Source organism: Janthinobacterium psychrotolerans (assembly GCF_001677885.1).
Taxonomy (GTDB): Bacteria; Pseudomonadota; Gammaproteobacteria; order Burkholderiales; family Burkholderiaceae_D; genus Janthinobacterium; species Janthinobacterium psychrotolerans.
This window is the reverse complement of sequence record NZ_LOCQ01000041.1, coordinates 62,904-86,214: the sequence shown is the minus strand read 5'-3', so window position 1 is coordinate 86,214 and position 23,311 is coordinate 62,904. Positions and strand designations below refer to the sequence as shown.

Sequence of the window (23,311 nt, the reverse complement as noted above, 5' to 3'; positions counted from 1 at the left end):
GGCGTGGGGCAAGAATGGCCATTGGTGTTGCTCTCTGTGTGACACTGAGCGAGCGGGGACAAAAAAAAAGCCTTTGAGATTCAACGACTTGCACAAGAGTGCAAAAAATCCTGTCCCCGCAACCAATACAGAAAAAGGCTGATCGCGCGATCAGCCTTTTTTGCATTCCGCCCCCCTGCTTTGTGCCTACCCCTGCTCCATCATCCGTATCTGCCTGGCCGCCGCCTGCAAACTGGCGGTGACGCGGTCGAGCTTGTCTTCGCCGGCGGCGTCGGACAGTGCGGCAAAGGCGCTGATATAGAAGGTGGCGACCATCATCGGTGGCACAGTGCATTCGAGCGCGGCCGTGCACAGTTCGGTTCCCGCGTCGAGGAAGGCCGCGCTGCCCGCCTCGAAAGCCTGCTTGGTGTCGACCAGGTCCTGGCCGCCGTCGGCCTTGGCCAGGCAGTCCTCGACCTTCTGCCGGAACGGGGGCAAGGTATCGCCTGCCGGGACCACGACTTCCACCACGTCCTCCTCTTCGGGCAAGGGTGGCGGCGCAGCGATCGGATCAAGCTCGGGCTCAAGCTCGGGCGCATCATGCACCGCCAGCCAGCGCTCGACGGCCAGGTAATCGGCGAACGGCTCGGCCACCTTGGGGTTGACCAGCCATACTTCGCCGGTGCGCCAGTCGATCTTGGAGTTGCGCTCGTTCCTGGCCAGCAAGATATCCTTGCCGCCGGCGGGATTCGATACGCGGCCGATTTCCAGCCAGTTCAGCAATTGCGCCTGGCGCGACATTGCATGCACGCGATAAAAAAAAGCCATCCACAGGAATGCGGCGATCAGGACCAACAGGATAGCACCTACCAACCACATCATTTTTTGCTCCGCAAACATCGTCAGCGGCCATTTTCGCACATCAATGCTTGCCATCAAGAAACTTCAAGGCATGCGCCAGTGGTGTTTGCACAACGCGGCGCGACTGCCGATTGCCTGGCGCTGGCTGCTGCGCTACAATGAGAACAATTCTCATTTAGATCTCGCTGCGCCCATGCTGTCCGTCCATCCTCCGCAGTCCGACTTCCAGACGCTCTACAGCGAGCATCACGGCTGGCTGCTGCGCTGGCTCAAGCACCGCCTGCACGATGCGGGGCTGGCGGGCGACCTGGCGCAGGATACCTTCATCAAGGTGCTGGTGGCGCGCCGCTGCGACGACATCATCGCGCCTCGTCCTTTCCTCGCCACCATCGCCAAGCGCCTGCTGGCCAACCATTGCCGGCGCGAAGAACTCGAGCGCGCGTATATCGAGGCCCTGCTGCACCTGCCGCAGGCCAGCGCGCCATCGCCGGAAAGCATGAGCATCGTGCTCGAATCGCTGCAGCGGATCGACCGCGCGCTGGGCAAGTTGTCCGTGAAAGCCCGCTCGGCGTTCCTGATGGCGCATCTGGAAGGCATGAGCTATGCCGAGATTGCTGCTGAACTTGCCACCAGCACGCATTCGGTCAAAAAGTACCTGAGCAAAGCCAATCTGCTGTGCTTTTTTGCCGTACCCGATTTTGCGGCACCCTGACGTGCGGAAGACTTCCCAGCAGGTCCATGCGGGCGGCCAGCCGATCGACCTGCACATCGCCATGCAGGCGGCCGAATGGCTGAGCATCATCATGAGCGGCGAGGCAACCCAGGCGGAGCAGCAGGCCTGGGCCAGCTGGCGCGCCCAGCACCCCGACCATGAGCGGGCCTGGACCCATATCGAAAAAGTCAGCGGCGGCTTCCGGCAGCTCGATGCGCAGGCCGGCCGCCAGGCACTGGCACGGCGCCCTGGCGCGCGCCGGCAAGGGCTCAAGCTGGCCATGGTGCTGGCGACGTTCGGCGCCAGCGGCGCGCTGGGCCTGCGCACGCAGCCCGCGCGCACCGCGCTGGCCGACCTGTCGACCGGCGTCGGCCAGCGCCGCGAACTGCTGCTGGCCGACGGCAGCCGTTTGCACCTGAACACCGACAGCGCCGTCAACCTGCATTACAGCGCCAGCGAGCGGCGCCTGGAACTCGTCAGGGGCGAAGTCTTCATCACCACCGCCCAGGAACACGGCCGGCCGTACCGCCCCTTCCTGGTCGACACCATGCACGGCCAGGCCAAAGCGCTCGGCACGCGCTACTCGGTGCGCCAGGAAGACACGCACACCGTCGTCGCCGTCGAACAGGGCACGGTACGCGCGACGGCGCGCGACGGCCACGCCAGCCGTTTGATCGAGGCCGGCCAGGGCGCCAGCATGACGGCGCAGCGTGTCGACGCCGCGCAAGCCGTATCAAGCGATATCTGGGGCTGGCGCCAGGGACTGCTGCTGGCCGACGGCATGCCGCTCGGCGACTTCCTGCGCCAGCTGGGTCGCTACCGCCACGGCCTGCTCGGCTGCGACGATGGGGTGGCCGGCCTGCGCATTTCCGGCGTGTTTCCGCTGCAGGACACGGAAGCGGTGCTGCTGTCGCTGCCGAACTCGCTGCCGGTGCAGATCCACTTTCGCACGCGTTTCTGGGTGCGGGTGCAGGCACGTGCTGTCGGCTTACGCGCTGCGCGCTAAGCCGACCTACCAACCGTCTTCGGGTGCGCGCCAGGGCGTAGGCCGGATCAGGCCAACGGCCGCAATCCGACAACATCAGCAACCGTGAAAAAAAGATTACCCGTTATCGACTCTCGCGTGACCCGTAAAGGCAAGGCATTCGACGACTCAATCACAAGGTAACCATGTCCTCCTTTATCGCTTCCAAACGCACGCCGATGGCGCACGCCATCCACCTCGCCCTGTTCGGCGCCGCCCTGCTGCTGTTCAACCCCGCCGCCGTCCAGGCGCAGGTGCTTGACGCCAGCGCGCAGCAGGCCGTGCACGACTTCAAGGTGCCGGCCGGCGACCTGGCTGCCGCACTGCGCCAGGTGGCCAGCCAGTCCGGCGTGATCCTCAGCTTCACGCCCGGGCAAACCCAGGGCAAGGCCACCAGCGGCCTGCATGGCCGCCACGGCGTGCAGTCGGCCCTGAACGGCCTGCTGGCCGGCACCGGCCTGAGAGCCGAACGCAGCGCCAGCGGCAGCTATGCGCTGCGCACGGCGGCCGTCGCGGCGGAAAAGCAGGCGCTGTCGACCATGCCGGAAGTGTCGGTCATGGCGCAGCAGGACGCCACCGAAGGCAGCGGCGCATATGTCTCGACGGCGGGCTCGCCAGCGGCCACGCCGCTGGGCTTGAGCATCAGGCAAACGCCGCAATCGGTGAGCGTGATCACCAGGCAGCGCATGGAAGACCAGGGCATCACCACCATCGCGCAGGCAATGGCGCAAACGCCGGGCATCACCCTGTTCTCCCTGGGCAGCGAGCGCACGGGGTTTACCTCGCGCGGCTATTCGATCACCAATTACCAGCTCGATGGCGTCAGCACCCACTCGGAAAACCTGGGCCTGAACGCCCTGCCCTCGCAAAGCCTGGCCGACATGGCGCTGTATGACCGCGTCGAAGTCCTGCGCGGCGCCTCCGGCCTGACCACGGGCGCCGGTGACGCATCTGGCGCCATCAATATGGTGCGCAAAAAGCCGACGGCGCAAACCCGGGTCAAGGCCGAAGGCGGCATCGGTTCGTGGAACGACAGGCGCGCCATGCTCGACGCTGGCGGCCCGCTCAATGCGGCCGGCACCTTGCGCGGCCGCGCGGTGGCGGTGGTGGAAGATGGCGACAGCGCCATCGACGCCTACAGCCGCAACAAAAACGTGATCTACGGCGTGCTCGAAGCCGACCTGGCGCCCGGCACCTTGCTGACGGCCGGCCTGACGCACCAGCGCAACCGCTCGAAGGGGTCGATGTCCTACCTGGGCTTTCCCATCTTTTACAGCAACGGCCAGATGACCGACCTGCCGCGCTCCTTCACTCCGGCCGCGCCGTCGAATCGCTTCACCACCAATTCGACCGATGTCTTTGCCGCGCTCGAACACCAGCTGGGCAACGCATGGACCCTGAAGGTCGCCGCCAACCACCTCAACTCCTCGCAGGACGAACGCTCGGTGTACCTGAGCGTGAGCGACACCTTTGCTGACCAGGCGAGCGGCGACGGCCTGCTGCTGAACGCCAATGCGCGCAACTACCATCTGAAAGTGAATAGCGCCGATATGAAGGTGAGCGGCCCGGTGACGATGTTCGGCCGCCAGCACGAACTGGTGCTGGGCATGGATTACCACCAGTTCCAGAGCATGACCGACGGCAGATTCGACTGGAACCTGCAGGACACGCCGGCCAATCTATATACCTGGAACCGCAATGTGGCGCCCGTGTATGGCGCACGCTATGTGACCTATGACAGCACGCGGCGCCAGGCCAGCGCCTATGCGGCCGGCCGCTTTGCCGTGTCGGACCAGCTGAAATTCATCGCCGGCGCGAAGGTGATGCGCTATGACGAAAACTATGTGACGCACGCGCCCACCATCGGCTACTACAGCGCTACGCCGGCGAAAGAAAAACGGGTCTTCACGCCCTACGGCGGCCTGGTCTACGAGATCAACAACGCACATACGGCCTATGCCAGCTACTCGACCATCCATCAGCCGCAGGCGGCGCAGGACCGCAACGGCGCCTTGCTGGCGCCGCGCGAGGGCAAGACGTTCGAGGCGGGCATCAAGAGTGCGTGGCTGGACGGCCAGTTGAACACGGCGCTGGCCCTGTACCAGATCCGCCAGAAAAACCTGTCGGAATCGGACCCTGGCTACACCGTGCCCGGCACCCGGGACGCCGCCTACCGCACCGTCAAGGGTGCCAGGACCGAGGGCCTGGACCTGGAAGCGACGGGCGCCCTCAGCCGCGACTGGAATGTGTCGGCCTCGTGGTCGTACAGCGCCACCAGCAACCATGCCGGCAAAGTCATCCAGACCACCTTCCCGCGCCACTTGGTCAAGCTGTGGACGACCTATCGCCTGCCGGGCGAGCTGCATCGCCTGACGGTGGGCGGCGGCGTGAACTGGCAAAACACCGTGTATTCGAACGTCGACGCGTGGCAGATCGGACGCACCTTGCGCTGGGAGCAGAAGAGCTATGCCGTGGCCAGCCTGATGGCGCGCTACGACGTGAACGACAAACTGTCGGCCACGCTCAACGTGGGCAATCTGCTCGATAAAAAATACACGGCGTCGGTCTCGGACTGGTGGTATTCGGGCATGTTCGGCCAGGGGCGCAATGCGGCGCTGAATCTGCGCTACCAGTTCTGAAGCCACGCACCACCTCCCTCCCCGGCACGATCATCTGAAACCGCATCCATAGGCTGAAGCATCAGCCTATGGATGCAAGCTGCTACAATTTCTCCTTTGATGTTTACTCCGGAGATCCGTGTGAAACCCAACGACCCGCAAGCCCCGTCCACCGACCTGCCAGCCAATCCCGCGCGCCGCCGCATCTTCCAGGCTGCCACCGCGGTCGGCCTGGCCAGCAGCGGCCTGCCGGCAATGGCGGCGGCAAAACCGTCGGTGGTCAAGGGCTCGCTCGACGCCAAGCTCAAGGCGCACGTCAAGAGCGTGGTCGTGATCTACCTGGAAAACCGCAGCTTCAACAATCTGTTCGCCAACTTCCCCGGCACCAGCGCGCCGCTGTCCGCAGTCACCACCGAACAGGCGCGGCAACTGGACCGCAACGGCCAGCCGCTGGCCACCCTGCCGAAGATCTGGGGCGGCCTGGTGCCGGACCAGCAGAATGTCGGCGGCATCGATTACCTGATCAAGGAAGACCAGATTGCGGGCCTGGCCAACGCGCCCTACAAGCTGAGCGACGCGGCCGGCAAGCCCCTGCCCGAGAGCATCATCACGCGCGACCTGGTGCACCGCTTCTACAACAACCAGATGCAGATCAACGGCGGCAAGAACGACGGCTTTGCCGCCTGGGCCGACAGTGGCGGGCTGGTGATGGGCCACTACGGCGAGACGTCGAAAAACCTCAACCTGTGGCAGATCGCCGAACAGTACACCTTGTGCGACAACTTCTTCATGGCGGCCTTTGGCGGCTCGTACATGAATCACCAGTTCCTGGTGACGGGCCGCGCCAACGAATACTTCAACGCCAGCAAGACGGCGGCGAAGAAAAAGATCGCGGTATTGTCCGACGGCCCGCAGGGCGTGCGCCTGGCGATCGCCGAGGACTGCCCGGCGTCGGCGCTGGACGGCAAGCCGAAATACGTCAACGACGGCGCGATTACCCCGGACGGCTATGCCGTCAACACCATGGCGCCGCCGTACCAGCCGAGCTATATCCGCCCCGCCTTTGATGGCGACCCGCTGCATGCCGATCCGGCCGACGCCAACACCCTGCCGCCGCAGACCTATGACACCATCGGCGACCTGCTGTCGCGCAAGGGCGTGAGCTGGGCCTGGTATGGCGGCGGCTGGCAAGCCGCGCTCGAGCACAAGGGCGGCGGCAGCAAGCCGAACTTCCAGTTCCACCACCAGCCGCTGAACTACTTCAGGCAGTTCGCGCCGGGTACCGCCGCGCGCGCCGAGCACCTGCGCGACGGCGGCACCGGCGACAGCCCGATCTCGAACAAGTTTTTGGCCGCCGCCGTGGCGGGCAAGCTGCCAGCGGTGACCTTCTACAAGCCGCAGGGCAATCTGAACCTGCATGCCGGCTATTCGGACATCGAATCGGGCGACCAGCACGTGGCCAACGTGATCCAGCATTTGAAGGAATCGCCGCAGTGGAAGGACATGATCGTGGTGATCACCTTCGACGAAAACGGCGGCTGGTGGGACCACGTGGCGCCGCCGAAAGGCGACCGCTGGGGTCCGGGCACGCGCATTCCTGCCCTCGTCGTCTCGCCGTTCGCGAAGAAAGGCACGGTCGATCACAGCTTCTACGACACCACGTCCATCCTGCGCCTGATCACGCGCCTGCACGACTTGCCGCTGCTCGAAGGGCTGAAAGTGCGCAACGATGCGTTTGCCGCGCGCGGCGCGCTGCCGCCGGGCGACCTGACGGGCGCGCTGAGCTTCCGCTAAAGCGTCACCAGCGCTCCCACGCCGCGGCACGCCTGTGATACACTGCGTGCCGCACTTAAATCCGCAGGAGAGGTATTCCTGGCGATAGCCGCACCATGAGCCCGACTCCAGTAGCCGGGCTTTTGTTTTGTGGCGCAGGCGTTGCAAGCATAGATACAGCGGACAGATTGTTGTCCGCTCCCCGGCCACGGCCTTGCGCGGACGGGGACCAGAGGTTCAGAAATGAGAGATAAAAAAGACAACGCCACCATCGACTTGCCAGGTTTCGGCCCGCCGCCAGCGCCTGACGCGCCCGCGACGACCGAGGCTGCGCCCGAACCGCAGCGCCGCCCGCGCGTGCGCAAGGCGGCGTTGAAGCAGGTGCAGCTCGAACTGCTGGAACCGACCGATGCGTCCGGCCTGCCCGTCTGGAACCGCGACGAAGGCCTGGACCTGACCGGCTTGCCGATCTGGGCGCCCGATCACTGAAACAAGACGGCGGCTGTTTGCCGCCAGCACCACCCGCAACACCTCCCGCACAAGGGCGTAGAACGCCTGTAGACTGTGCCCATCCCACCCAGTTTTTACCGGCTACGCCCATGACAACCATCACCGACACCGACACCACCAGCACGGCCACCACCGCCTTTTCCAGCCTGCCGCTGACACCCGCTTTCCTGGCCAACCTCGACTCGCTCGGCTATCACGAGATGACCACCATCCAGGCGCAAAGCCTGCCGGCGGTGCTCGACGGACGCGATCTGATCGCGCAGGCAAAAACCGGCAGCGGCAAGACGGCCGCCTTCGGCATCGGCATCCTGCACAAGCTCAATCCCGCCTGGTTCGCCGTGCAGGGTCTGGTCATGTGCCCGACGCGCGAACTGGCCGACCAGGTGGCAAACGAGCTGCGCCGCCTGGCGCGCGCGGCCGGCAATATCAAGATCCTGACCCTGACGGGCGGCGCGCCGATGCGCCCGCAGATCGCCTCGCTGGAACACGGCGCGCATATCGTGGTCGGCACGCCGGGCCGGCTGCGCGACCACCTGGGGCGCGGCACCATCAACCTGAACCACGTGCAAACGCTGGTGCTCGATGAAGCCGACCGCATGACCGACATGGGCTTTTACGAAGAAATCGCCGGCATCGTCAGCGCCTGCCCGGCGCGCCGCCAGACATTGCTGTTCTCTGCCACCTATCCGGAAGATATCCGCCGCGCCACCGCCTCTTTCCTGGTCAATCCGCTGGAAGTGACGGTGCAGGCGCAGCACGACAACGACAAGATCGAGCAGCGCTTCTATGAAATCGGCTTCGACGAGCGCAACAGCGCGGTGGGCAAACTGCTCAAGCATTTCAAGCCCGAGTCCACGCTGGCGTTCTGCAACACCAAGGTGCATTGCCGCGAACTGGCCGAGGAACTGCGCCAGCAGGGCTTCTCGGCGCTGGCCTTGTACGGCGAACTGGAACAGCGCGAGCGCGACGAGATCCTGGTGCTGTTCGCCAACCGCAGCTGCTCCATCCTGGTCGCCACCGACGTCGCCGCGCGCGGCCTCGATATCTCGGACCTGGGCGCGGTGATCAACGTCGACGTGTCGAAAGACACCGAAGTGCATATCCACCGCATCGGCCGCACTGGCCGCGGCAGCAAGAAGGGCCTGGCCCTGTCGCTGTGCGCGCCGAACGAAAAGAAATGGGTCAAGCTGATCGAGCAGTACCAGAACAGCGCCGTCGAGTGGCACGAGCTGAAAGAACTGCCGGAAGACGACGGCACGGAAGCGCTGCCGGCGCCGATGGTCACGCTGTGCATCATGGGCGGCAAGAAGGACAAGCTGCGCCCGGGCGACCTGCTGGGCGCCCTGACCGGCGACGCCAAACTGACCAAGGAACAGGTCGGCAAGATCAATGTGTTCGAGTTCATGACCTATGTGGCGCTGGAGCGCACGGTGGCCGAAGCGGCCTTCAAGCGCCTGAACAACGGCAACCCGCTGGGCCGCGATTTTGGCAATATCAAGGGCCGCAGCTTCAAGATGCGCTTTATCGAGGCGTAATGCCCGCGTGGCGCCGGATTCACAACATCATTGGCAAGCCAAACAGCAGGAAGACAAATAGCACGGCACCCGCTACATAGGCCAGAACGCTCAACGCCGTGGCGAGCAGCCACCCCGCAGGCAAGCCATTGCTGCGGGTCGCGTAACGCTGGAAATACCCGGCGCAAGTAACGATCGGCCAGCACAGTATCACGGTCGGTGCCAGCTTGTGAGGCAACAGCGTGGACAGGGTCAGGCCGGTGAGATTGGCGCAGGTCGTCACGCTCGCCAGGGCCAGCGAATACAGGAAACAATGACGCCAGCTGACGCTAACGCGGCGCATCAGCCTGGCGGCGAATTTCAGACAGAAGGTAAATAACAGCATCACCGGAAAATACATCAGGCTTTTGTAGAACATATCCATGCAGGTACCGTTCCGGCAGACGAGAGATGATGATTGTACCTTGCCAAATTGGCCAGCCCGTCCGCGATTCGCTTGAACCATATTTCAGCCAGGCCTTGCCAACGATATCCTGCGCGCCACCGGCCCGTCCTGCGTATCCTCGATGTCATACCCCGCCTCGCGCACCAGCGCCCGCAAGCCATCGGCATCGCTCCAGCGCCGCTGCTTGCGCGCCACCTCGCGCTGCTCCATCCACTGCCGCACCTGCTCAGGAACCGCCACCACCGCCGGCTGCCAGTTGGCCAGGTCCAACCCCAGCGCATCATCCATGCGCAGCACGGTCGCCTTCTTGACCCCATCGGGCAGCGCGCTTTTCAGCAGTTCCCACAGCACCGCCAGCGCGCGCGGAAAGTTCAGGTCGTCGTTGACGGGGGCGGCGAACTTCTTGAGCCATTCGGCATCGGCACCGCCCTCCGCCTGGCCCAGGCCATGCACCAGCGTGCGCAAGCGTGACAAGCCGCTGGCCGCCGCGCGCAGCGCCTCGTCGCTGAAATTGAGGCTGCTGCGGTAGTGGGCGCCCAGGCACAGGTAGCGGTAGGCCAGCGGGTCGACGCCCTGCTCGACCAGGCTTTGCAGGCGCAGAAAGTCGCCCGACGACTTCGACATCTTCGCATCCTGCGTTTTCAAAAAGGCGCCATGCAGCCAGAAGTTGGCCAGGCGCGTGCCGTGGCGCGCCTGCGTCTGGGCGATCTCGTTGCTGTGGTGGACCGCCACATGGTCTTCGCCGCCGCAATGGATATCGAAATACGCGCCAAGGTGCTTTTCGGCCATCGCCGAGCACTCGATATGCCAGCCCGGAAAGCCCAGGCCCCAGGGGCTGTCCCACTCCATCTGCCGCTGGCCCGGCGTGCCGCTGAACTTCCACAGCGCGAAGTCGCAGATATCGCGCTTGTCGCCCAGCTCCACCCGCTTGCCGGCCTGCAGGCCGTCGCGGTTCAGGCGCGCCAGCTGGCCGTAGTCGGCCTGGCGCGTGGTGTCGAAATAAAGGCCGTCTTGCGTGCGGTAGGTAAAACCCTTCGCTTCGAGGTCCAGGATAAACGCGATCTGTTCAGCGATATGGTCGGTCGCGCGGCACCAGACGGTGGGCGGCAGGATGTTCAGCAAGGCCAGGTCGCTTTCGAACGCCCGCGTGAACTGCGCCGCCAGCTCCCACGCCGACTTGCCGCTGCGGACGCTGCGCGCTTCGAGCTTGTCGTCGCCGGTATCGGCGTCGGACGTCAGGTGGCCGACGTCGGTGATGTTCATCACATGCCGCACCTCATGGCCATTGAAGGCCAGCGCGCGGCGCAGCCCGTCGACAAACAGATAGGTGCGCAGGTTGCCCAGGTGGGCGTAGTCATAAACCGTGGGGCCGCAGGCGTACAGTCCCGCCTTGCCTTCTTCGATGGCCTTGAACGGGCGCAGGCTGCGGCTATACGTGTCGTACAAATGAAGTGTCATGCGGGACTTTCAAAAGTGGGGCGGCAAAAGAAAATGGCCACAGGTTTTTCAACACTGTGGCCATCGAATGAGGAAGAAAAAATTTAACGGCGCCGGGCCGCATCCTCGCGGGGCCAGGTACAACGACACAGCGCGGCAGCGGCGCCGGTGATCGATACTGGATGGAGGATGGAGTTGTTCATGGGATTGACTATCGCATGAAGCCTGCCGCTCCGTCAAGCCCGCCCAAGGCCTGATGCCGTTCGGTTAGTGTCCCTGCGCTCCCCAGTAAACCTGCGAAACGGATTAAAAACCAGTCGCCCGCACAGGCCCACCGGGCCAAGCGAGGCTGAAAAATGTCGAGGGCAAGGCGCAGCGACGAAGACAGTACGCATGTGCGGCGAGGAGCTGCAACGCCGCCATCGGCATTTTCTCAGGCTCGCGCCTCCGGCCCGCCATTTTTTATGTCTTACGCAGTGACATGCGCCGGACAGCTTAACTGAACGCCATTAGCCCAAGCCCCTTTATTTTTTCGGCGCCTGTTCGATATGCGGCAGCAGCACCGTCAGGATACCCAGCAGCGGCAGGTAGGAGCAGATCTTGTAGACATAGGCGATGCCCGAAATATCGGCGATATGGCCCATCGCTGCGGCGGCGATGCCGGACACGCCGAACATCAGGCCAAAGAAGATCCCGGCGATCATGCCGACCTTGCCCGGCACCAGTTCCTGCGCAAACACGACGATGGCCGAAAACGCGGACGAGATCACGAAGCCGATGATGACTGTCAGCACGGCGGTCCAGAACAGGTCGACATAGGGCAGCAGCAGGGTGAACGGCGCGGCGCCCAGGATCGAGATCCAGATCACGCGCTTGCGGCCGATGCGGTCGCCGATCGGGCCACCCATGAAGGTGCCGGCGGCAACGGCGGCCAGGAACAGGAACAGGTACAGCTGGGCCGCGCCGATGGTCAGGTGGAATTTGTCGATCAGGTAAAAGGTGTAATAGCTCGACAGGCTGGCCATGTAGACATATTTGGAAAACACCAGCAGCGCCAGCACGGCCAGGGCGCCCATCACCTTGTTGCGAGACAGGTTAGGACCGTGACCACCGGCCTTGGGCTTGTAACTGGCCAGGTGGCCGCTGTACCAGCGGCTGACACTGTAGAGCACGGCTATCGCCAGCACCGCCAGCAGGCTGAACCAGGCGATATTGCCCTGGCCACGACCGACGATAACCAACGCCGCCAGCAGCGGGCCCAGCGCCGAGCCGACATTGCCGCCGACCTGGAACAGCGACTGCGCAAAGCCGTAGCGCCCGCCCGAGGCCATGCGCGCCACGCGCGAGGCTTCCGGGTGGAAAGTCGACGATCCCACGCCGATCAGGCCGGAGGCGATCAGCAAGGTGGGAAAGGTCGACACGACGGACAGCATCAGCACGCCGGCCAGGGTAAAGCACATGCCGACCGGCAGCAAAAACGGCAATGGACGGCGGTCGGTGTACAGGCCGATCCATGGCTGCAGCAGCGAGGCCGTGCACTGGAAGGTCAGTGTGATCAGGCCGACCTGGGTAAAGCTGAGGGCAAACTCGGCTTTCAGCATCGGGTAAATCGACGGCAGCAGCGCCTGGATCAGGTCGTTAAGCAGGTGCACGAAGGCGACGGCGCCCAGGATGTGCATGGCCAGGCCGGATTGCTGCTGGGAAGAAGGAATGGTCTTGGCCGCCGTGACGGGCGTGGCCAGGGTATCGGTAGTGGTATGCATGGTGCTTTCAGGATCGCGCAGCCCCTGGGACGGGCCGGCAGAAAAGCCAGTATAGTATGGGCGTCGAACTGAATACTTCCAATAATCGTCGCCCAAGTGACAATAACCATGCAGACCAACCACGCTGCCCTGGCCGATGCCGACGGCATGCCATTTACACGCAGCAGCAATTCCGGCGACTACCAGCATGTGCCGCGCCCGGTGGCGGTGATGTCGAGGCAATATGACGCTGCCGCCTACACCCCGCCGCACAGCCATGTGCGCGCGCAATTGCTGTTCGCCACCGAAGGCGTGATGCGCGTGACCACCGAGCACGGCGTATGGATATTGCCGCCGCGCCGGGCCCTGCTGATCCCCGTGGGCGTCGTGCATGAGCTCGATATCCTCAGCGCGCTCAGCATGCGCACCGTGTATATCGATGCGCAGGCCGCCGCCGTGTTTGGCCCGGCCTGCAAGGTGGTCGAAGTGAGCCGGCTGCTGCGCGAACTGATCCTGGCGCTGCTGGACGAAGACGTGCATTACCAGATCAACGGCCGCGGCGACTGGCTGGCCAGCCTGATCCTGTCGGAACTGGCGCTGGCCGACACGGTGCCGATCGCCATCCCCTGGCCGCGCGACCGGCGTCTGGTGGCCGTCTGCACCGCCATCATGGCGGCCCCTGGCAGCCGGCGCAGCATCGAAGACTGGGCGCAGGAAGCGGGTGCCAGTGCACGCACCCTGATCCGCCTGTTTCCGCGCGAAACGGGGCTGCACTACCGGCAATGGCTGCAGCAGGTACACCTGGCCGAAGCATTTTGCCGGCTCGACCGTGGCGAAGGCGTGGGCGCCATCGCCCATGCGCTCGGCTACGCCAGCCCCAGCGCCTTTTCCGCCATGTTCCGCCGCATCCTCGGGCGCACGCCCCAGCATTACCTGAGCGAATGGCGCGGTGCCAGCCTGGGCTGAAAAAGTCGCGGCAGCCGGCCCAGCGCGATTCTTACAGCGCGCAGCGCACGCCGACCACGCCGTTGACCTTGCCTTCGGGCCAATGCACCTCGCGCCAGCGAAAGACGCCCGGCGCGACAAAGATCAGTTGCCACTCGACCAGATTGCCGCTGGCCGTGCGGCGGGTTTCATTGTCGTAGCGCAGGGTCAGGCTGTGCTCGGTTTCCGCCAGCACGGTGGCGGCAAAGCGGTTGGTTTCGCCCAGCTTGCTGACCCAGGTGCGGTCGTTGAAAATGGCCAGTTTTTGCCGGTCGTCGGACAATTGCATGCGCGAAAATCGTCGCGTGCCGTCGCAGACACTGTTGGCATTGACGCTTTCGGCCCAGCTGCCGGACAGCTGCGTCTCGTCGAACACAGGGGAAGTGGCGGTAACGGCGGCGCTGAGCAGCAAGGTGGCAAGCATGGAGATCCGGATACGCTGAAAATAAAACAAGATTACAGCATAGCAGTGCCTGCACAGAAATATTGTTACAAAGAATTAATTTCAAGCAAAAAAAAAACGCTACCCGAAGATAGCGTTTTTCTGGAACCGCAGCGGTGGCGTATCAGTTACGGACAACGCGCTTGTATTCGTTGGTGCGGGTGTCGATTTCGATGACGTCGTCCTGTGCCACGAACAGTGGCACTTGCACGGTGTGGCGATGTGCGTCGATGGCGTTTTCGATCTTGGCTTCTTTCAGGACGTTGCCCGAAGTATTGCCCTTGACCGCAGGCTCCGAGTACACGACCTGGCGTGCGATGGTGGTTGGCAGTTCAACCGAGATGGCCTTGCCATCGTAGAAAATGGCTTCGCATTCCATGCCATCTTTCAGGTAGTTCAGCGCTTCGCCCAGGTTTTCTTCTTCGATTTCGTACTGGTTGTATTCGGTGTCCATGAACACGAACAGCGGATCGGCGAAGTACGAGTAGGTCACTGGCTTTTTATCCAGAACGACCACGTCGAACTTGTCGTCGCCGCGGAACACGTTTTCCATCGGGGTGTTGGTCAGAAGATTTTTCATCTTCCATTTGTAGGTGAAGCCCGTGCGGCTCGAACCGTTGACATCAGAACGCAAGACGATCATAGGCTTGCTGTCGACCATGATGATATTGCCAACACGAATTTCTTTTGCGGGTTTCATAGAAGTGTACGTAAAAAGTGGGTTGCATGAAGACCATCTGCCGCCGGTGCGCCATCGGCGCCGCAGGCTTGCGTTTGATCGGTTTAAAATCTGTCAGAAATAACCGGGCATTTTACCTCAATTTTCCACCAGCGCCTACCGTGGCAAGCGCGCAAACGACAGCAGGTTGCCGGCCAGCTCGCCATTACCGAGCATCTGCGCATGCCAATCGGCGGCTCTGGCCGTGATGCGCGCCATGTCCTCGCTCAATGCAGGCCACAGGCCAGGCCAGCCAGCTTCGGCCTTGCTGGCGCCATTCCAGTATTCGCTGGCCTCGGCCAGGCTGGCAATGACGCCATCGGCGTCCACCGCATAGCGCTGCAAAAAGGCGCGCAGTTTGACGTGATGCAGGTTTTCATCCTGCGGATAGATATGCCAGATAAATGGCTTGCCGGCCCACTGCGCGCGCACGAAGGAATCCTCGCCGCGCACGAAGTTGACGTCGCAAGCCCACAACAATTGGTCGTACTCATCCTGCGGCACGAAAGGCAGCACGCGCACGCTCAACGCGCCTTGCGTGCGCGACGCACCCACCACGGCATCGGCGCCGATAAAGCCGCTAACGGCGTCGAACGCCACCCCTTCCGGCACCAGACAGACCATGGGCTCGCCACCAGCCTGCCAGCTGGCCAGCAGCTCGGCTACCGGCGCATGCGGGTAGCAGAACAGCGATACTTTGCTTGCCGTCATCTCCTGCGGCGTGACGCCAAACTGCGCCAGGAAGGCGTGCATTGCCTCCGGATCGGACTGGAACCGCCGGCGCCGCTCTTCCAGCCCCGCCTCGCGCAACAGGCCACCGGTTTTATCGGTAAAGCCCGGAAAGAAAAAATGCTTGATCATGCCGTGGCGCGGCGACGTCAGCTTGTGGCAGCCTTCGACCCACTCTTCGGCCGTCAGGCCTTCCAGGTTCAGCCATGCCGGTTGCGGCTGGCGCTGCGCCATCGCGGCGATATACCCGGGCGGAATATCGCAGGCAAAAAATTCGATGACGATATCGGCCGTCTGTTGCGGTGTGAAATTTCCGTCCTGGTCGCGCCAGTGACGCACGGTGACATCGGCTGCCTGTTGGATATCGAGCGATATATCGATCTGCGGACAGATGCGCTTGAAACTGACGAGATCGTCGACCCACAAGCTGACAGCCACCCCATGCTCGCGCTGCAACTGGCGCGCCAGGCGCCAGCAGATGCCGATATCGCCGTAGTTGTCGACGACTTTGCAGAAGATGGCGAGGGAGGTGGCGCGGTCGGCAGGAAGTGGCATGGGAGCGGAATAGTGGAATTGAAAAACAAAAAAGCCGCACTGTGACCAGGCGGCTTTGTTGTTGGCTGAATCAGCCGGTCTGGCGTCCCCAAGGGGATTCGAACCCCTGTACTCACCGTGAAAGGGTGATGTCCTAGGCCTCTAGACGATGGGGACAGAAACTCTGTCCTGGATGCGCTGTTTTGCATCCGGCCTTGCTTATTATCTACTTGCTTGCTACTCGAATCTGGCGTCCCCAAGGGGATTCGAACCCCTGTACTCACCGTGAAAGGGTGATGTCCTAGGCCTCTAGACGATGGGGACAGAAATCTGTCCTGAATGCTCTGCTACGCATCCTGACCCGGCACTACAGTAATCTTGCAGAAACAAAAAAAGCCTGACTTGTCAGGCCGATTCAGCACTGCAGTTACTTTACCACTAAAAATCCTGGCGTCCCCAAGGGGATTCGAACCCCTGTACTCACCGTGAAAGGGTGATGTCCTAGGCCTCTAGACGATGGGGACCTGTGCTGTCTTTACTCTCAGCGGACTCTTCGTTGAAGGCTTTGCTTGGCCCCTCAAAAAAGCGTGCGCGAAGTATAGCACGGGGTAATTCGTGAAATCAACTGATGGGGGTTTTATTTTGCAGATTATTTTATGGATCTCCCTATGAGGGCAGAAGATAGCGCCTGGGGCTGACGATACCGCTTAACATGCGCGAAAAAATGCCAGATTAACTTGCATACATGGCGATTTTGATTTGGATCGGTGGTGTTGTCGGATTACGCGTGCCGCTAATCCGACCTACGCCACACTCTCTTGATGGCATGGCGATCAATTCGCGGACGTAAAAAAAGCCGCTCAGGGCGACTTTGATTACCATGTGACTTCTGCGCTATTGGTGGAGGTAAGCGGGATCGAACCGCTGACCTCTTGCATGCCATGCAAGCGCTCTCCCAGCTGAGCTATACCCCCCGGGCGCAGAAACACTGCCACTACTTTTTGCTACCAACAACACCAGACCGAACTGGCGTCCCCAAGGGGATTCGAACCCCTGTACTCACCGTGAAAGGGTGATGTCCTAGGCCTCTAGACGATGGGGACCCTGGAACTACCTTTGCTACTTTACCTCTGCGCTGTTGGTGGAGGTAAGCGGGATCGAACCGCTGACCTCTTGCATGCCATGCAAGCGCTCTCCCAGCTGAGCTATACCCCCCGGGCGCAGAAATAATAAAAGCCGCACTTGGCGACTTTGTTCCACTACTTGCTTTCCATCCAGAACCCGTCTTTTGACCAGCCTGAACTTACAACAATCAGTACAAACAACTGCCACTACTATACCACAACTACCTGGCGTCCCCAAGGGGATTCGAACCCCTGTACTCACCGTGAAAGGGTGATGTCCTAGGCCTCTAGACGATGGGGACCTCGGAACTTCTACAGCGACTGCACCACTTCAACGACTAACAAAACCTGACTGCGATTTTGCTGCTGGTGGAGGTAAGCGGGATCGAACCGCTGACCTCTTGCATGCCATGCAAGCGCTCTCCCAGCTGAGCTATACCCCCGTTGGTGCAGAAACAAGAGTATAGCAAAGAAGTTTCACTCTGCAAATACCCTTTTTCGCCCATGACAAAGTTTTCATAGGGCACGGTTTCCGCACCGTCATTTCATCGTTATCCGGCAGCGGCGATTACAGCCACTTGGCCAGGCGCGCCAGCACGGTCTCGCGGCCGAACAGCACCACCACCTGATCGATGGCCGGGGTCTGCAACTGGCCCGTCAGAATCAAACGCAAAGGCATGGCCAGCATCGGCATCTTGATGGTGTTAGCGGCCAGCACTTCCTTGATCATGGCGGCCACCGCCTCCTTGCTCCACTCCACCGCCGCGATGCGTTCCGCGAACTGCGCCAGCACCGGCTTGATCGCGTCGGTGATGTGCTGCGCGACCAGCGCTGCCTCGGGCTGCGGCTCGCGGAAGAACAGCATCGAGGCCGCTGCCAGCTCATTGATGGTATTGGCGCGCTCCTTCATCATGCCCAGCACCAGCGCCAGATCCGGTGCGCCTTCGAAGACGGCGCCTGCCGCCAGCATCTGCGCTCGGGCCAGTTCGGCCAGGCGCGCGTTGTCGGCCTGCTTGATATAGTGATTGTTCAGCCAGGCCAGCTTTTCATTGTTGAACTGGGCGGCGGACTTGGACAGGTGATTGAGGTTGAACCACTCGCAGAACTGCGCGGTCGAGAACACTTCATCGTCGCCGTGGCTCCAGCCCAGGCGCGCCAGGTAGTTCAGCATCGCCTCTGGCAGGAAGCCCTGCGCCGGGTAATCCATCACGCTGACGGCGCCATGGCGCTTGGACAGCTTCTCGCCGTCCGCGCCGAGGATCATCGGCAGGTGGCCGTACAGCGGCAGCGGTGCGCCGATGGCGCGCAGGATATTGATCTGGCGCGGGGTGTTGTTGACATGGTCGTCGCCGCGGATCACGTGGGTGATCTGCATGTCCCAGTCGTCGACGGCCACGCAGAAGTTATAGGTCGGCGTGCCGTCCGGGCGCGCGATCACCAGGTCGTCCAGTTCGCGGTTCGAAATCGTGATGGTACCCTTGACCACGTCGTCCCAGGTCACGTCGCCATCGAGCGGGTTCTTGAAGCGCACCACGGGCTTGCGGTCAGCCGGGATGGCCGGCAGGGTCTTGCCCGGCTCCGGGCGCCAGGTGCCGTCGTAGCGCGGCTTTTCGCCGGCGGCGCGCATGCGCTCGCGCATCGCTTCGACTTCTTCCGGCGACGAATAGCAGTGATACGCCGTGCCATCAAGCAGCATCTGCGCCACCACTTCACGGTAGCGATCCATGCGCTGCATCTGGTAGAACGGGCCTTCGTCGTGGTCCAGTCCCAGCCACTTCATGCCTTCGATAATCGCTTGCACGGCTTCCGGCGTCGAGCGCTCCAGGTCCGTGTCTTCGATGCGCAGCACGAAGGTGCCGCCGAAGTGGCGGGCATAGGCCCAGCTGTACAAGGCGGTGCGGGCGCCGCCCAGATGCAGGTAGCCGGTCGGGCTGGGAGCGAAACGGGTGCGGACGGGAGTAGCGGTGGTGGTCATCGAAGTAATCAGGCCAAATGAAGTAAAACGCCATTTTACTCTGTTGACCGGCGCCGCTCCACTTGCGCATTGCCTGTTGCCCTACAGCGCCAGCAGCCGCCGTTTTACCTCGTCCGCCTGCGCATGCAGCGCCTGCTCGAACAGCGCCACCAGCTGCGACAGGGGCCGGTGCAGCGGCTTGACGATATTGACGGTGAACGGCAGCGAGACGTCAAAGCGGCGTATCTGCAGGCCCTGCCCCGCAAAGTCCAGCGCCGTCAGCGGGTTGACGATGGCCAGGCCCACGCCTTCGCGCACCATGGCGCACACCGAGGCGGCGCTGTGCGTGTCGAGCGCCATGCGCCGCTCGACGCCGGCGCGGGCAAAGATGGCGTCGATCTGCTGGCGGTACGGGTCGACCGCCGCCAGGCTGATAAACGGCAGCCCCGCAAAATCCTCCGGCGTCAACACCGCCTTGCCGGCCAGCGCGTGGCCATCGGGCAGCACGCACACTTCGTCGACCGACATCAGGTTCGCCAGTACCGTGCCCGGCGGCGCATTGTCCACTTCCGTCAGGCCGAAGTCATGGCGCTGGGCCGACAGCCATTCTTCGAGCAGCGGCGACTCCTGCGGCGTGATGCTGATGCTCACGTTCGGAAACTCGGCCACGAACGATTTGCAGGCCTGCGGCAGCAGCGACTGCGAAAACACCGGCAGGCAGGCGATCGACAGCTGGCCCTGGTCGAACTGGCGCAGGGCGGCGGCCGTGCTGACGATGCGCTCCAGGCCAAAATAGGCGCGCTGCACTTCCTCGAACAGCTGCAAGGCCTGGGCGGTGGGGCGCAGCCGTCCGCGCTCGCGTTCGAACAGGCTCAAGCCGGTCAGGTATTCCAGGCGCGCCAGCTCGCGGCTGACGGTGGGCTGCGAGGTATTGAGCATGGCGGCGGCCGCCGTCACGCTGCCGGTGGTCATGATGGCGCGAAAAACTTCGATATGGCGCAGGGAGATGGACATAAGCCATATCATAAATGAATAAGGTAGCCTCAAATGGATATTTTATGCACGTCCATTATCCCCCTATCATCAACAGCATCGCAGGCCGGATTAGCGGAACGCGTAATCCGACACCACCACCGACTCCACCAAAACACGAAAAGGCCCCGCATGAAACCCGTCAACGACCAGACCCTCGCCCAACTCGCCCGGCAGCACGGCACGCCCCTGTGGGTCTACGACGCGGCCACCATCCGCGCGCGCGTGGCCCAGCTGGCGCAGTTCGACACGGTACGCTTTGCGCAGAAGGCCAACTCGAATACGCATCTGCTGACACTGATGCGCGAGGCGGGCGTGCATGTGGACGCCGTCTCGCTGGGCGAGATCGAGCGCGCGCTGCAGGCCGGCTACTCGCCGGCGCCTACCCATGGCGCGGCCGGCGTGGTGTTTACCTGCGACCTGTTCGACCGCGCCACCCTGGCGCGCGTGGTGGAGGCCAAGATCGAAGTCAATTGCGGCTCGGTCGACATGCTGCGCCAGCTGGGCCCCGTGTCGCCCGGCCACCGCGTCTGGCTGCGCATCAATCCCGGCTATGGCCATGGCCACAGCAACAAGACCAATACCGGTGGCGAGAACAGCAAGCACGGCATCTGGCATGAAGAGCTGCCCGAAGCGCTGGCCGTCATCCGCGCGCATGGCCTGCACCTGGTCGGCCTGCACATGCATATCGGCTCCGGCGTCGATTACAGCCACCTGGAAACCGTCTGCGGCACCATGGTCGATCTGGTCAAAAACCTGGGTCACGATATCGAGGCAATTTCCACCGGCGGCGGCCTGTCGGTACCCTACCGCGACGGCGAGCAGCCGGTCGACACCGGCCATTATTTCCAGCTGTGGGACGCGGCGCGCAAGCAGATCGAAGCGCATCTGGGCCATCCGGTGCACCTCGAGATCGAGCCGGGCCGCTTCCTGGTGGCCGACGCGGGCCTGCTGGTAGCCGAAGTGCGCGCCACCAAGCAGATGGGCGGCAACCACTTCACCTTGCTCGATACCGGTTTCAATGAACTGATGCGCCCCGCCATGTATGGCAGCTACCATGCGATGACGGTGATCGCGCACGACGGCCGCGCACTCGATGCCAGCCCGCCATGCGCCACCGTGGTCGGCGGCCCGCTGTGCGAATCGGGCGACGTGTTTACCCAGCGCGATGGCGGCGTGGTGGAAACGCGCTTGCTGCCAGCGGCGCAGGTGGGCGACTATGTGGTGTTCGAAGGCGCGGGCGCGTATGGCGCGTCGATGTCGTCGAACTACAATAGCCGTCCGCATGCGACCGAGTACCTGGCCGACGGCGCAGCTTCGCGCGTGATCCGCCGCCGCCAGACGGTGGCCGAACTGATCGCGCTCGAAGCCGTGTAAGGCCTCGGGCCAGGCGCGCTTCTGCTACCATCGGGCAACCCCGTAGAAAAGAGCGCCATGACCCGTATTGCCCTGCCCTCGCGCCGTCTCGCAGCCTGCTTGCCGACGGCGCTGCTGCTGTCAGCCTTGTTGGGCGGCTGCGCCGAGCTGCCTGCACTCGAAGGCCGCACGCCCAGCCTGACCCTGACCGATACCGCGCAGACGAAACTGGCCCAGGCCGTGCTGCCCCTCGCCGCCCGGCATCCGGGCGTCTCGGGCATCCACGCCCTGCTTGACGGACGCGACGCGTTTGCCGCGCGCGCCCTGCTGGCCGCCGCAGCCGAGCGCACGCTGGACGTGCAGTATTACATCTGGCACAAGGACATCACCGGCACACTGCTGTTCGACGCCTTGCGCCAGGCGGCCGAACGCGGCGTGCGCGTGCGCCTGCTGCTCGACGATAACAACACTTCCGAGCTTGACGACACCCTGGCCCTGCTGGCCAGGCAGCCCAACCTGGAAATCCGCCTGTTCAATCCCTTCGCCGTGCGCTGGCCCCGCGCGCTGGGTTTTCTGACCGACTTTTCGCGCCTGAACCGGCGCATGCACAACAAATCGTTCACCGCCGATAACCAGGCCACCATCGTTGGCGGGCGCAATGTGGGCGACGAATATTTTGGCGCGGCCGGCGACGTGCTGTTCGCCGACCTCGACGTGCTGGTGATCGGCCCGGTGGTGGGCGCCGTGTCGCACGACTTCGACCGCTACTGGAACAGTCCTTCGGCCTATCCGGCCACTTCGCTGATCAAGCCGCCGAAAACCGGCGACGCCGGCGAGATCGCCCGCGAAGCGGACCGCATCGACGACACCGAAGCGGCGGAAGACTACGTGCAGGCCATGCGCACCTCACCTTTCGTGCAGCAATTGATCGACGGCCAGTTGCCGTTCGAATGGGCGCCCACGCGCCTGGTCAGCGACGATCCGGCCAAGGTGCTGGACCAGGCGCGCCCCGGCTCGGGCGTGGCGTACAACCTGCAAAAGCTGCTGGGCGTGCCCAGCACGGAACTCGACCTGGTCTCGCCGTATTTCGTGCCCGGCAAATCGGGAACACAGGCGTTTTCGGACCTGGCAAGACAAGGCGTGAACGTGCGCATCCTGACCAATGCGCTCGAAGCGACCGACGTGGCGGCCGTGCATGCGGGCTACGCCAAGTGGCGCAAACCCTTGCTGCAAGCGGGCGTGACCTTGTATGAATCGCGCCGCTCGTGGGACGAAGGCGACGCGCGTGAAAAGACCGGCCGCTTCGGCAGTTCGGCATCGAGCCTGCACGCGAAAACCTTTGCCGTCGACGACCAGCGCATCTTTGTCGGCTCCTTCAATTTCGACCCGCGCTCAATAGACCTGAATACCGAGATGGGCCTGGTGATCGACAGTCCGGTACTGGCCGGCAAACTGGGCCAGGCCATGCGCAGCACCATCCCGCAGCGCGCCTACCAGGTGCTGTTGGGAGACGACGGCGCGCTGTACTGGATCGCGCGCGACGCCAGGGGCGGCGTCACGCGCCACGACACCGAGCCGGGCACCAGCGTGTGGAAGCGCATGGGGGTGGCGATATTGTCGGTGCTGCCGATAGACTGGTTATTGTAATAAGGACGCGGCACATGAGCCAACGGTGATGTCGGATTACGCGGCTTCGCCGCTAATTCCACTACGATGGCACACGAGCCAACGGTGATGTCGGATTACGCGGCTTCGCCGCTAATTCCACTACGATGGCACACGAGCCAACGGTGATGTCGGATTACGCGGCTTCGCCGCTAATC

General features: G+C 63.2%; 18 protein-coding genes and 8 tRNA genes. 9 read left to right on the top strand and 17 right to left on the bottom strand.

Annotated features, from left to right (window positions below; translation table 11 throughout):
- Positions 1 to 186 precede the first annotated feature (186 nt).
- Positions 187 to 861, bottom strand: a complete 675-nt coding sequence (locus ASR47_RS03895) for a hypothetical protein (protein ID WP_150127683.1) — start codon at positions 859 to 861, stop codon at positions 187 to 189.
- Positions 862 to 1,033: 172 nt separating this feature from the next.
- On the opposite strand from ASR47_RS03895, the gene ASR47_RS03890 reads away from it, so the two are divergent.
- From ASR47_RS03890 to dbpA, 6 genes are all read left to right on the top strand, one after another.
- Positions 1,034 to 1,552, top strand: a complete 519-nt coding sequence (locus tag ASR47_RS03890) for a sigma-70 family RNA polymerase sigma factor (RefSeq protein ID WP_065306450.1) — start codon at positions 1,034 to 1,036, stop codon at positions 1,550 to 1,552.
- Between the two features lies 1 nt (position 1,553).
- The gene (locus ASR47_RS03885) at positions 1,554 to 2,558 is read left to right on the top strand and encodes a FecR domain-containing protein (protein ID WP_082988729.1); all 1,005 of its coding nucleotides are present in this window, start codon (positions 1,554 to 1,556) and stop codon (positions 2,556 to 2,558) included.
- A gap of 164 nt (positions 2,559 to 2,722) precedes the next feature.
- Positions 2,723 to 5,215 (top strand): TonB-dependent siderophore receptor, encoded by a 2,493-nt coding sequence (locus tag ASR47_RS03880; protein ID WP_065306441.1) that lies wholly within the window; start codon positions 2,723 to 2,725, stop codon positions 5,213 to 5,215.
- A gap of 99 nt (positions 5,216 to 5,314) precedes the next feature.
- On the top strand, positions 5,315 to 6,988 hold the full coding sequence (locus ASR47_RS03875) for an acid phosphatase (protein ID WP_065306440.1): 1,674 nt from the start codon (positions 5,315 to 5,317) through the stop codon (positions 6,986 to 6,988).
- 222 nt (positions 6,989 to 7,210) lie between these two features.
- Positions 7,211 to 7,456: a hypothetical protein gene (locus ASR47_RS03870; protein WP_065306439.1), complete on the top strand. Its 246-nt coding sequence runs from the start codon at positions 7,211 to 7,213 to the stop codon at positions 7,454 to 7,456.
- Positions 7,457 to 7,566: 110 nt separating this feature from the next.
- Entirely contained in the window at positions 7,567 to 9,012 is a 1,446-nt protein-coding gene (gene dbpA, locus ASR47_RS03865) for an ATP-dependent RNA helicase DbpA (protein ID WP_065306438.1), read from the top strand.
- A 19-nt stretch (positions 9,013 to 9,031) separates the two neighbouring features.
- On the opposite strand, the gene ASR47_RS03860 is transcribed toward dbpA, so the two are convergent.
- The 3 genes from ASR47_RS03860 to ASR47_RS03850 all read right to left on the bottom strand — a co-directional run bounded on the left by ASR47_RS03860 (position 9,032) and on the right by ASR47_RS03850 (position 12,636).
- Positions 9,032 to 9,415 carry a hypothetical protein gene (locus tag ASR47_RS03860; protein WP_065306437.1) on the bottom strand — a complete coding sequence of 128 codons (384 nt, stop codon included), beginning with the start codon at positions 9,413 to 9,415 and terminating at the stop codon, positions 9,032 to 9,034.
- 84 nt (positions 9,416 to 9,499) lie between these two features.
- Positions 9,500 to 10,894, bottom strand: coding sequence for a cysteine--tRNA ligase (cysS, locus tag ASR47_RS03855; protein WP_065306436.1), 1,395 nt, complete (start codon positions 10,892 to 10,894; stop codon positions 9,500 to 9,502).
- Between the two features lie 503 nt (positions 10,895 to 11,397).
- A complete protein-coding gene (locus ASR47_RS03850; RefSeq protein WP_082988728.1) occupies positions 11,398 to 12,636 on the bottom strand; it encodes an MFS transporter in 1,239 nt (412 codons plus the stop codon).
- A gap of 108 nt (positions 12,637 to 12,744) precedes the next feature.
- Between ASR47_RS03850 and ASR47_RS03845 the strand changes: the two genes are divergently transcribed.
- The gene (locus ASR47_RS03845) at positions 12,745 to 13,581 is read left to right on the top strand and encodes an AraC family transcriptional regulator (protein WP_065306435.1); all 837 of its coding nucleotides are present in this window, start codon (positions 12,745 to 12,747) and stop codon (positions 13,579 to 13,581) included.
- A gap of 31 nt (positions 13,582 to 13,612) precedes the next feature.
- Here ASR47_RS03845 and ASR47_RS03840 read toward each other — a convergent pair whose 3' ends face one another.
- The 13 genes from ASR47_RS03840 to ASR47_RS03780 form a co-directional block, all read right to left on the bottom strand.
- Entirely contained in the window at positions 13,613 to 14,023 is a 411-nt protein-coding gene (locus ASR47_RS03840; protein ID WP_150127682.1) for a hypothetical protein, read from the bottom strand.
- Positions 14,024 to 14,165: 142 nt separating this feature from the next.
- Complete coding sequence (locus ASR47_RS03835) at positions 14,166 to 14,741, bottom strand: elongation factor P (protein ID WP_034758247.1); 576 nt, start codon at positions 14,739 to 14,741, stop codon at positions 14,166 to 14,168.
- A gap of 135 nt (positions 14,742 to 14,876) precedes the next feature.
- Complete coding sequence (gene earP / locus ASR47_RS03830; RefSeq protein WP_065306433.1) at positions 14,877 to 16,043, bottom strand: elongation factor P maturation arginine rhamnosyltransferase EarP; 1,167 nt, start codon at positions 16,041 to 16,043, stop codon at positions 14,877 to 14,879.
- A gap of 80 nt (positions 16,044 to 16,123) precedes the next feature.
- Positions 16,124 to 16,199: transfer RNA gene (locus ASR47_RS03825), tRNA-Glu, on the bottom strand.
- Positions 16,200 to 16,270: 71 nt separating this feature from the next.
- Positions 16,271 to 16,346, bottom strand: a tRNA-Glu gene (locus ASR47_RS03820).
- Positions 16,347 to 16,470: 124 nt separating this feature from the next.
- Positions 16,471 to 16,546, bottom strand: a tRNA-Glu gene (locus ASR47_RS03815).
- A gap of 374 nt (positions 16,547 to 16,920) precedes the next feature.
- Positions 16,921 to 16,996, bottom strand: a tRNA-Ala gene (locus tag ASR47_RS03810).
- A gap of 53 nt (positions 16,997 to 17,049) precedes the next feature.
- Positions 17,050 to 17,125, bottom strand: a tRNA-Glu gene (locus ASR47_RS03805).
- Between the two features lie 36 nt (positions 17,126 to 17,161).
- A tRNA-Ala gene (locus ASR47_RS03800) sits at positions 17,162 to 17,237 on the bottom strand.
- Positions 17,238 to 17,372: 135 nt separating this feature from the next.
- A tRNA-Glu gene (locus ASR47_RS03795) sits at positions 17,373 to 17,448 on the bottom strand.
- 65 nt (positions 17,449 to 17,513) lie between these two features.
- Positions 17,514 to 17,589: transfer RNA gene (locus tag ASR47_RS03790), tRNA-Ala, on the bottom strand.
- Between the two features lie 125 nt (positions 17,590 to 17,714).
- On the bottom strand, positions 17,715 to 19,121 hold the full coding sequence (gene gltX, locus ASR47_RS03785) for a glutamate--tRNA ligase (protein WP_065306432.1): 1,407 nt from the start codon (positions 19,119 to 19,121) through the stop codon (positions 17,715 to 17,717).
- An 81-nt stretch (positions 19,122 to 19,202) separates the two neighbouring features.
- Positions 19,203 to 20,114 carry a LysR family transcriptional regulator gene (locus tag ASR47_RS03780; RefSeq protein WP_065306431.1) on the bottom strand — a complete coding sequence of 304 codons (912 nt, stop codon included), beginning with the start codon at positions 20,112 to 20,114 and terminating at the stop codon, positions 19,203 to 19,205.
- A 150-nt stretch (positions 20,115 to 20,264) separates the two neighbouring features.
- Here ASR47_RS03780 and lysA point away from each other — a divergent pair, with 150 nt between their 5' ends.
- Entirely contained in the window at positions 20,265 to 21,509 is a 1,245-nt protein-coding gene (lysA, locus tag ASR47_RS03775; RefSeq protein WP_065306430.1) for a diaminopimelate decarboxylase, read from the top strand.
- 57 nt (positions 21,510 to 21,566) lie between these two features.
- The gene (locus ASR47_RS03770) at positions 21,567 to 23,135 is read left to right on the top strand and encodes a phospholipase D family protein (protein WP_082988727.1); all 1,569 of its coding nucleotides are present in this window, start codon (positions 21,567 to 21,569) and stop codon (positions 23,133 to 23,135) included.
- The last annotated feature ends 176 nt before the right edge of the window (positions 23,136 to 23,311 follow it).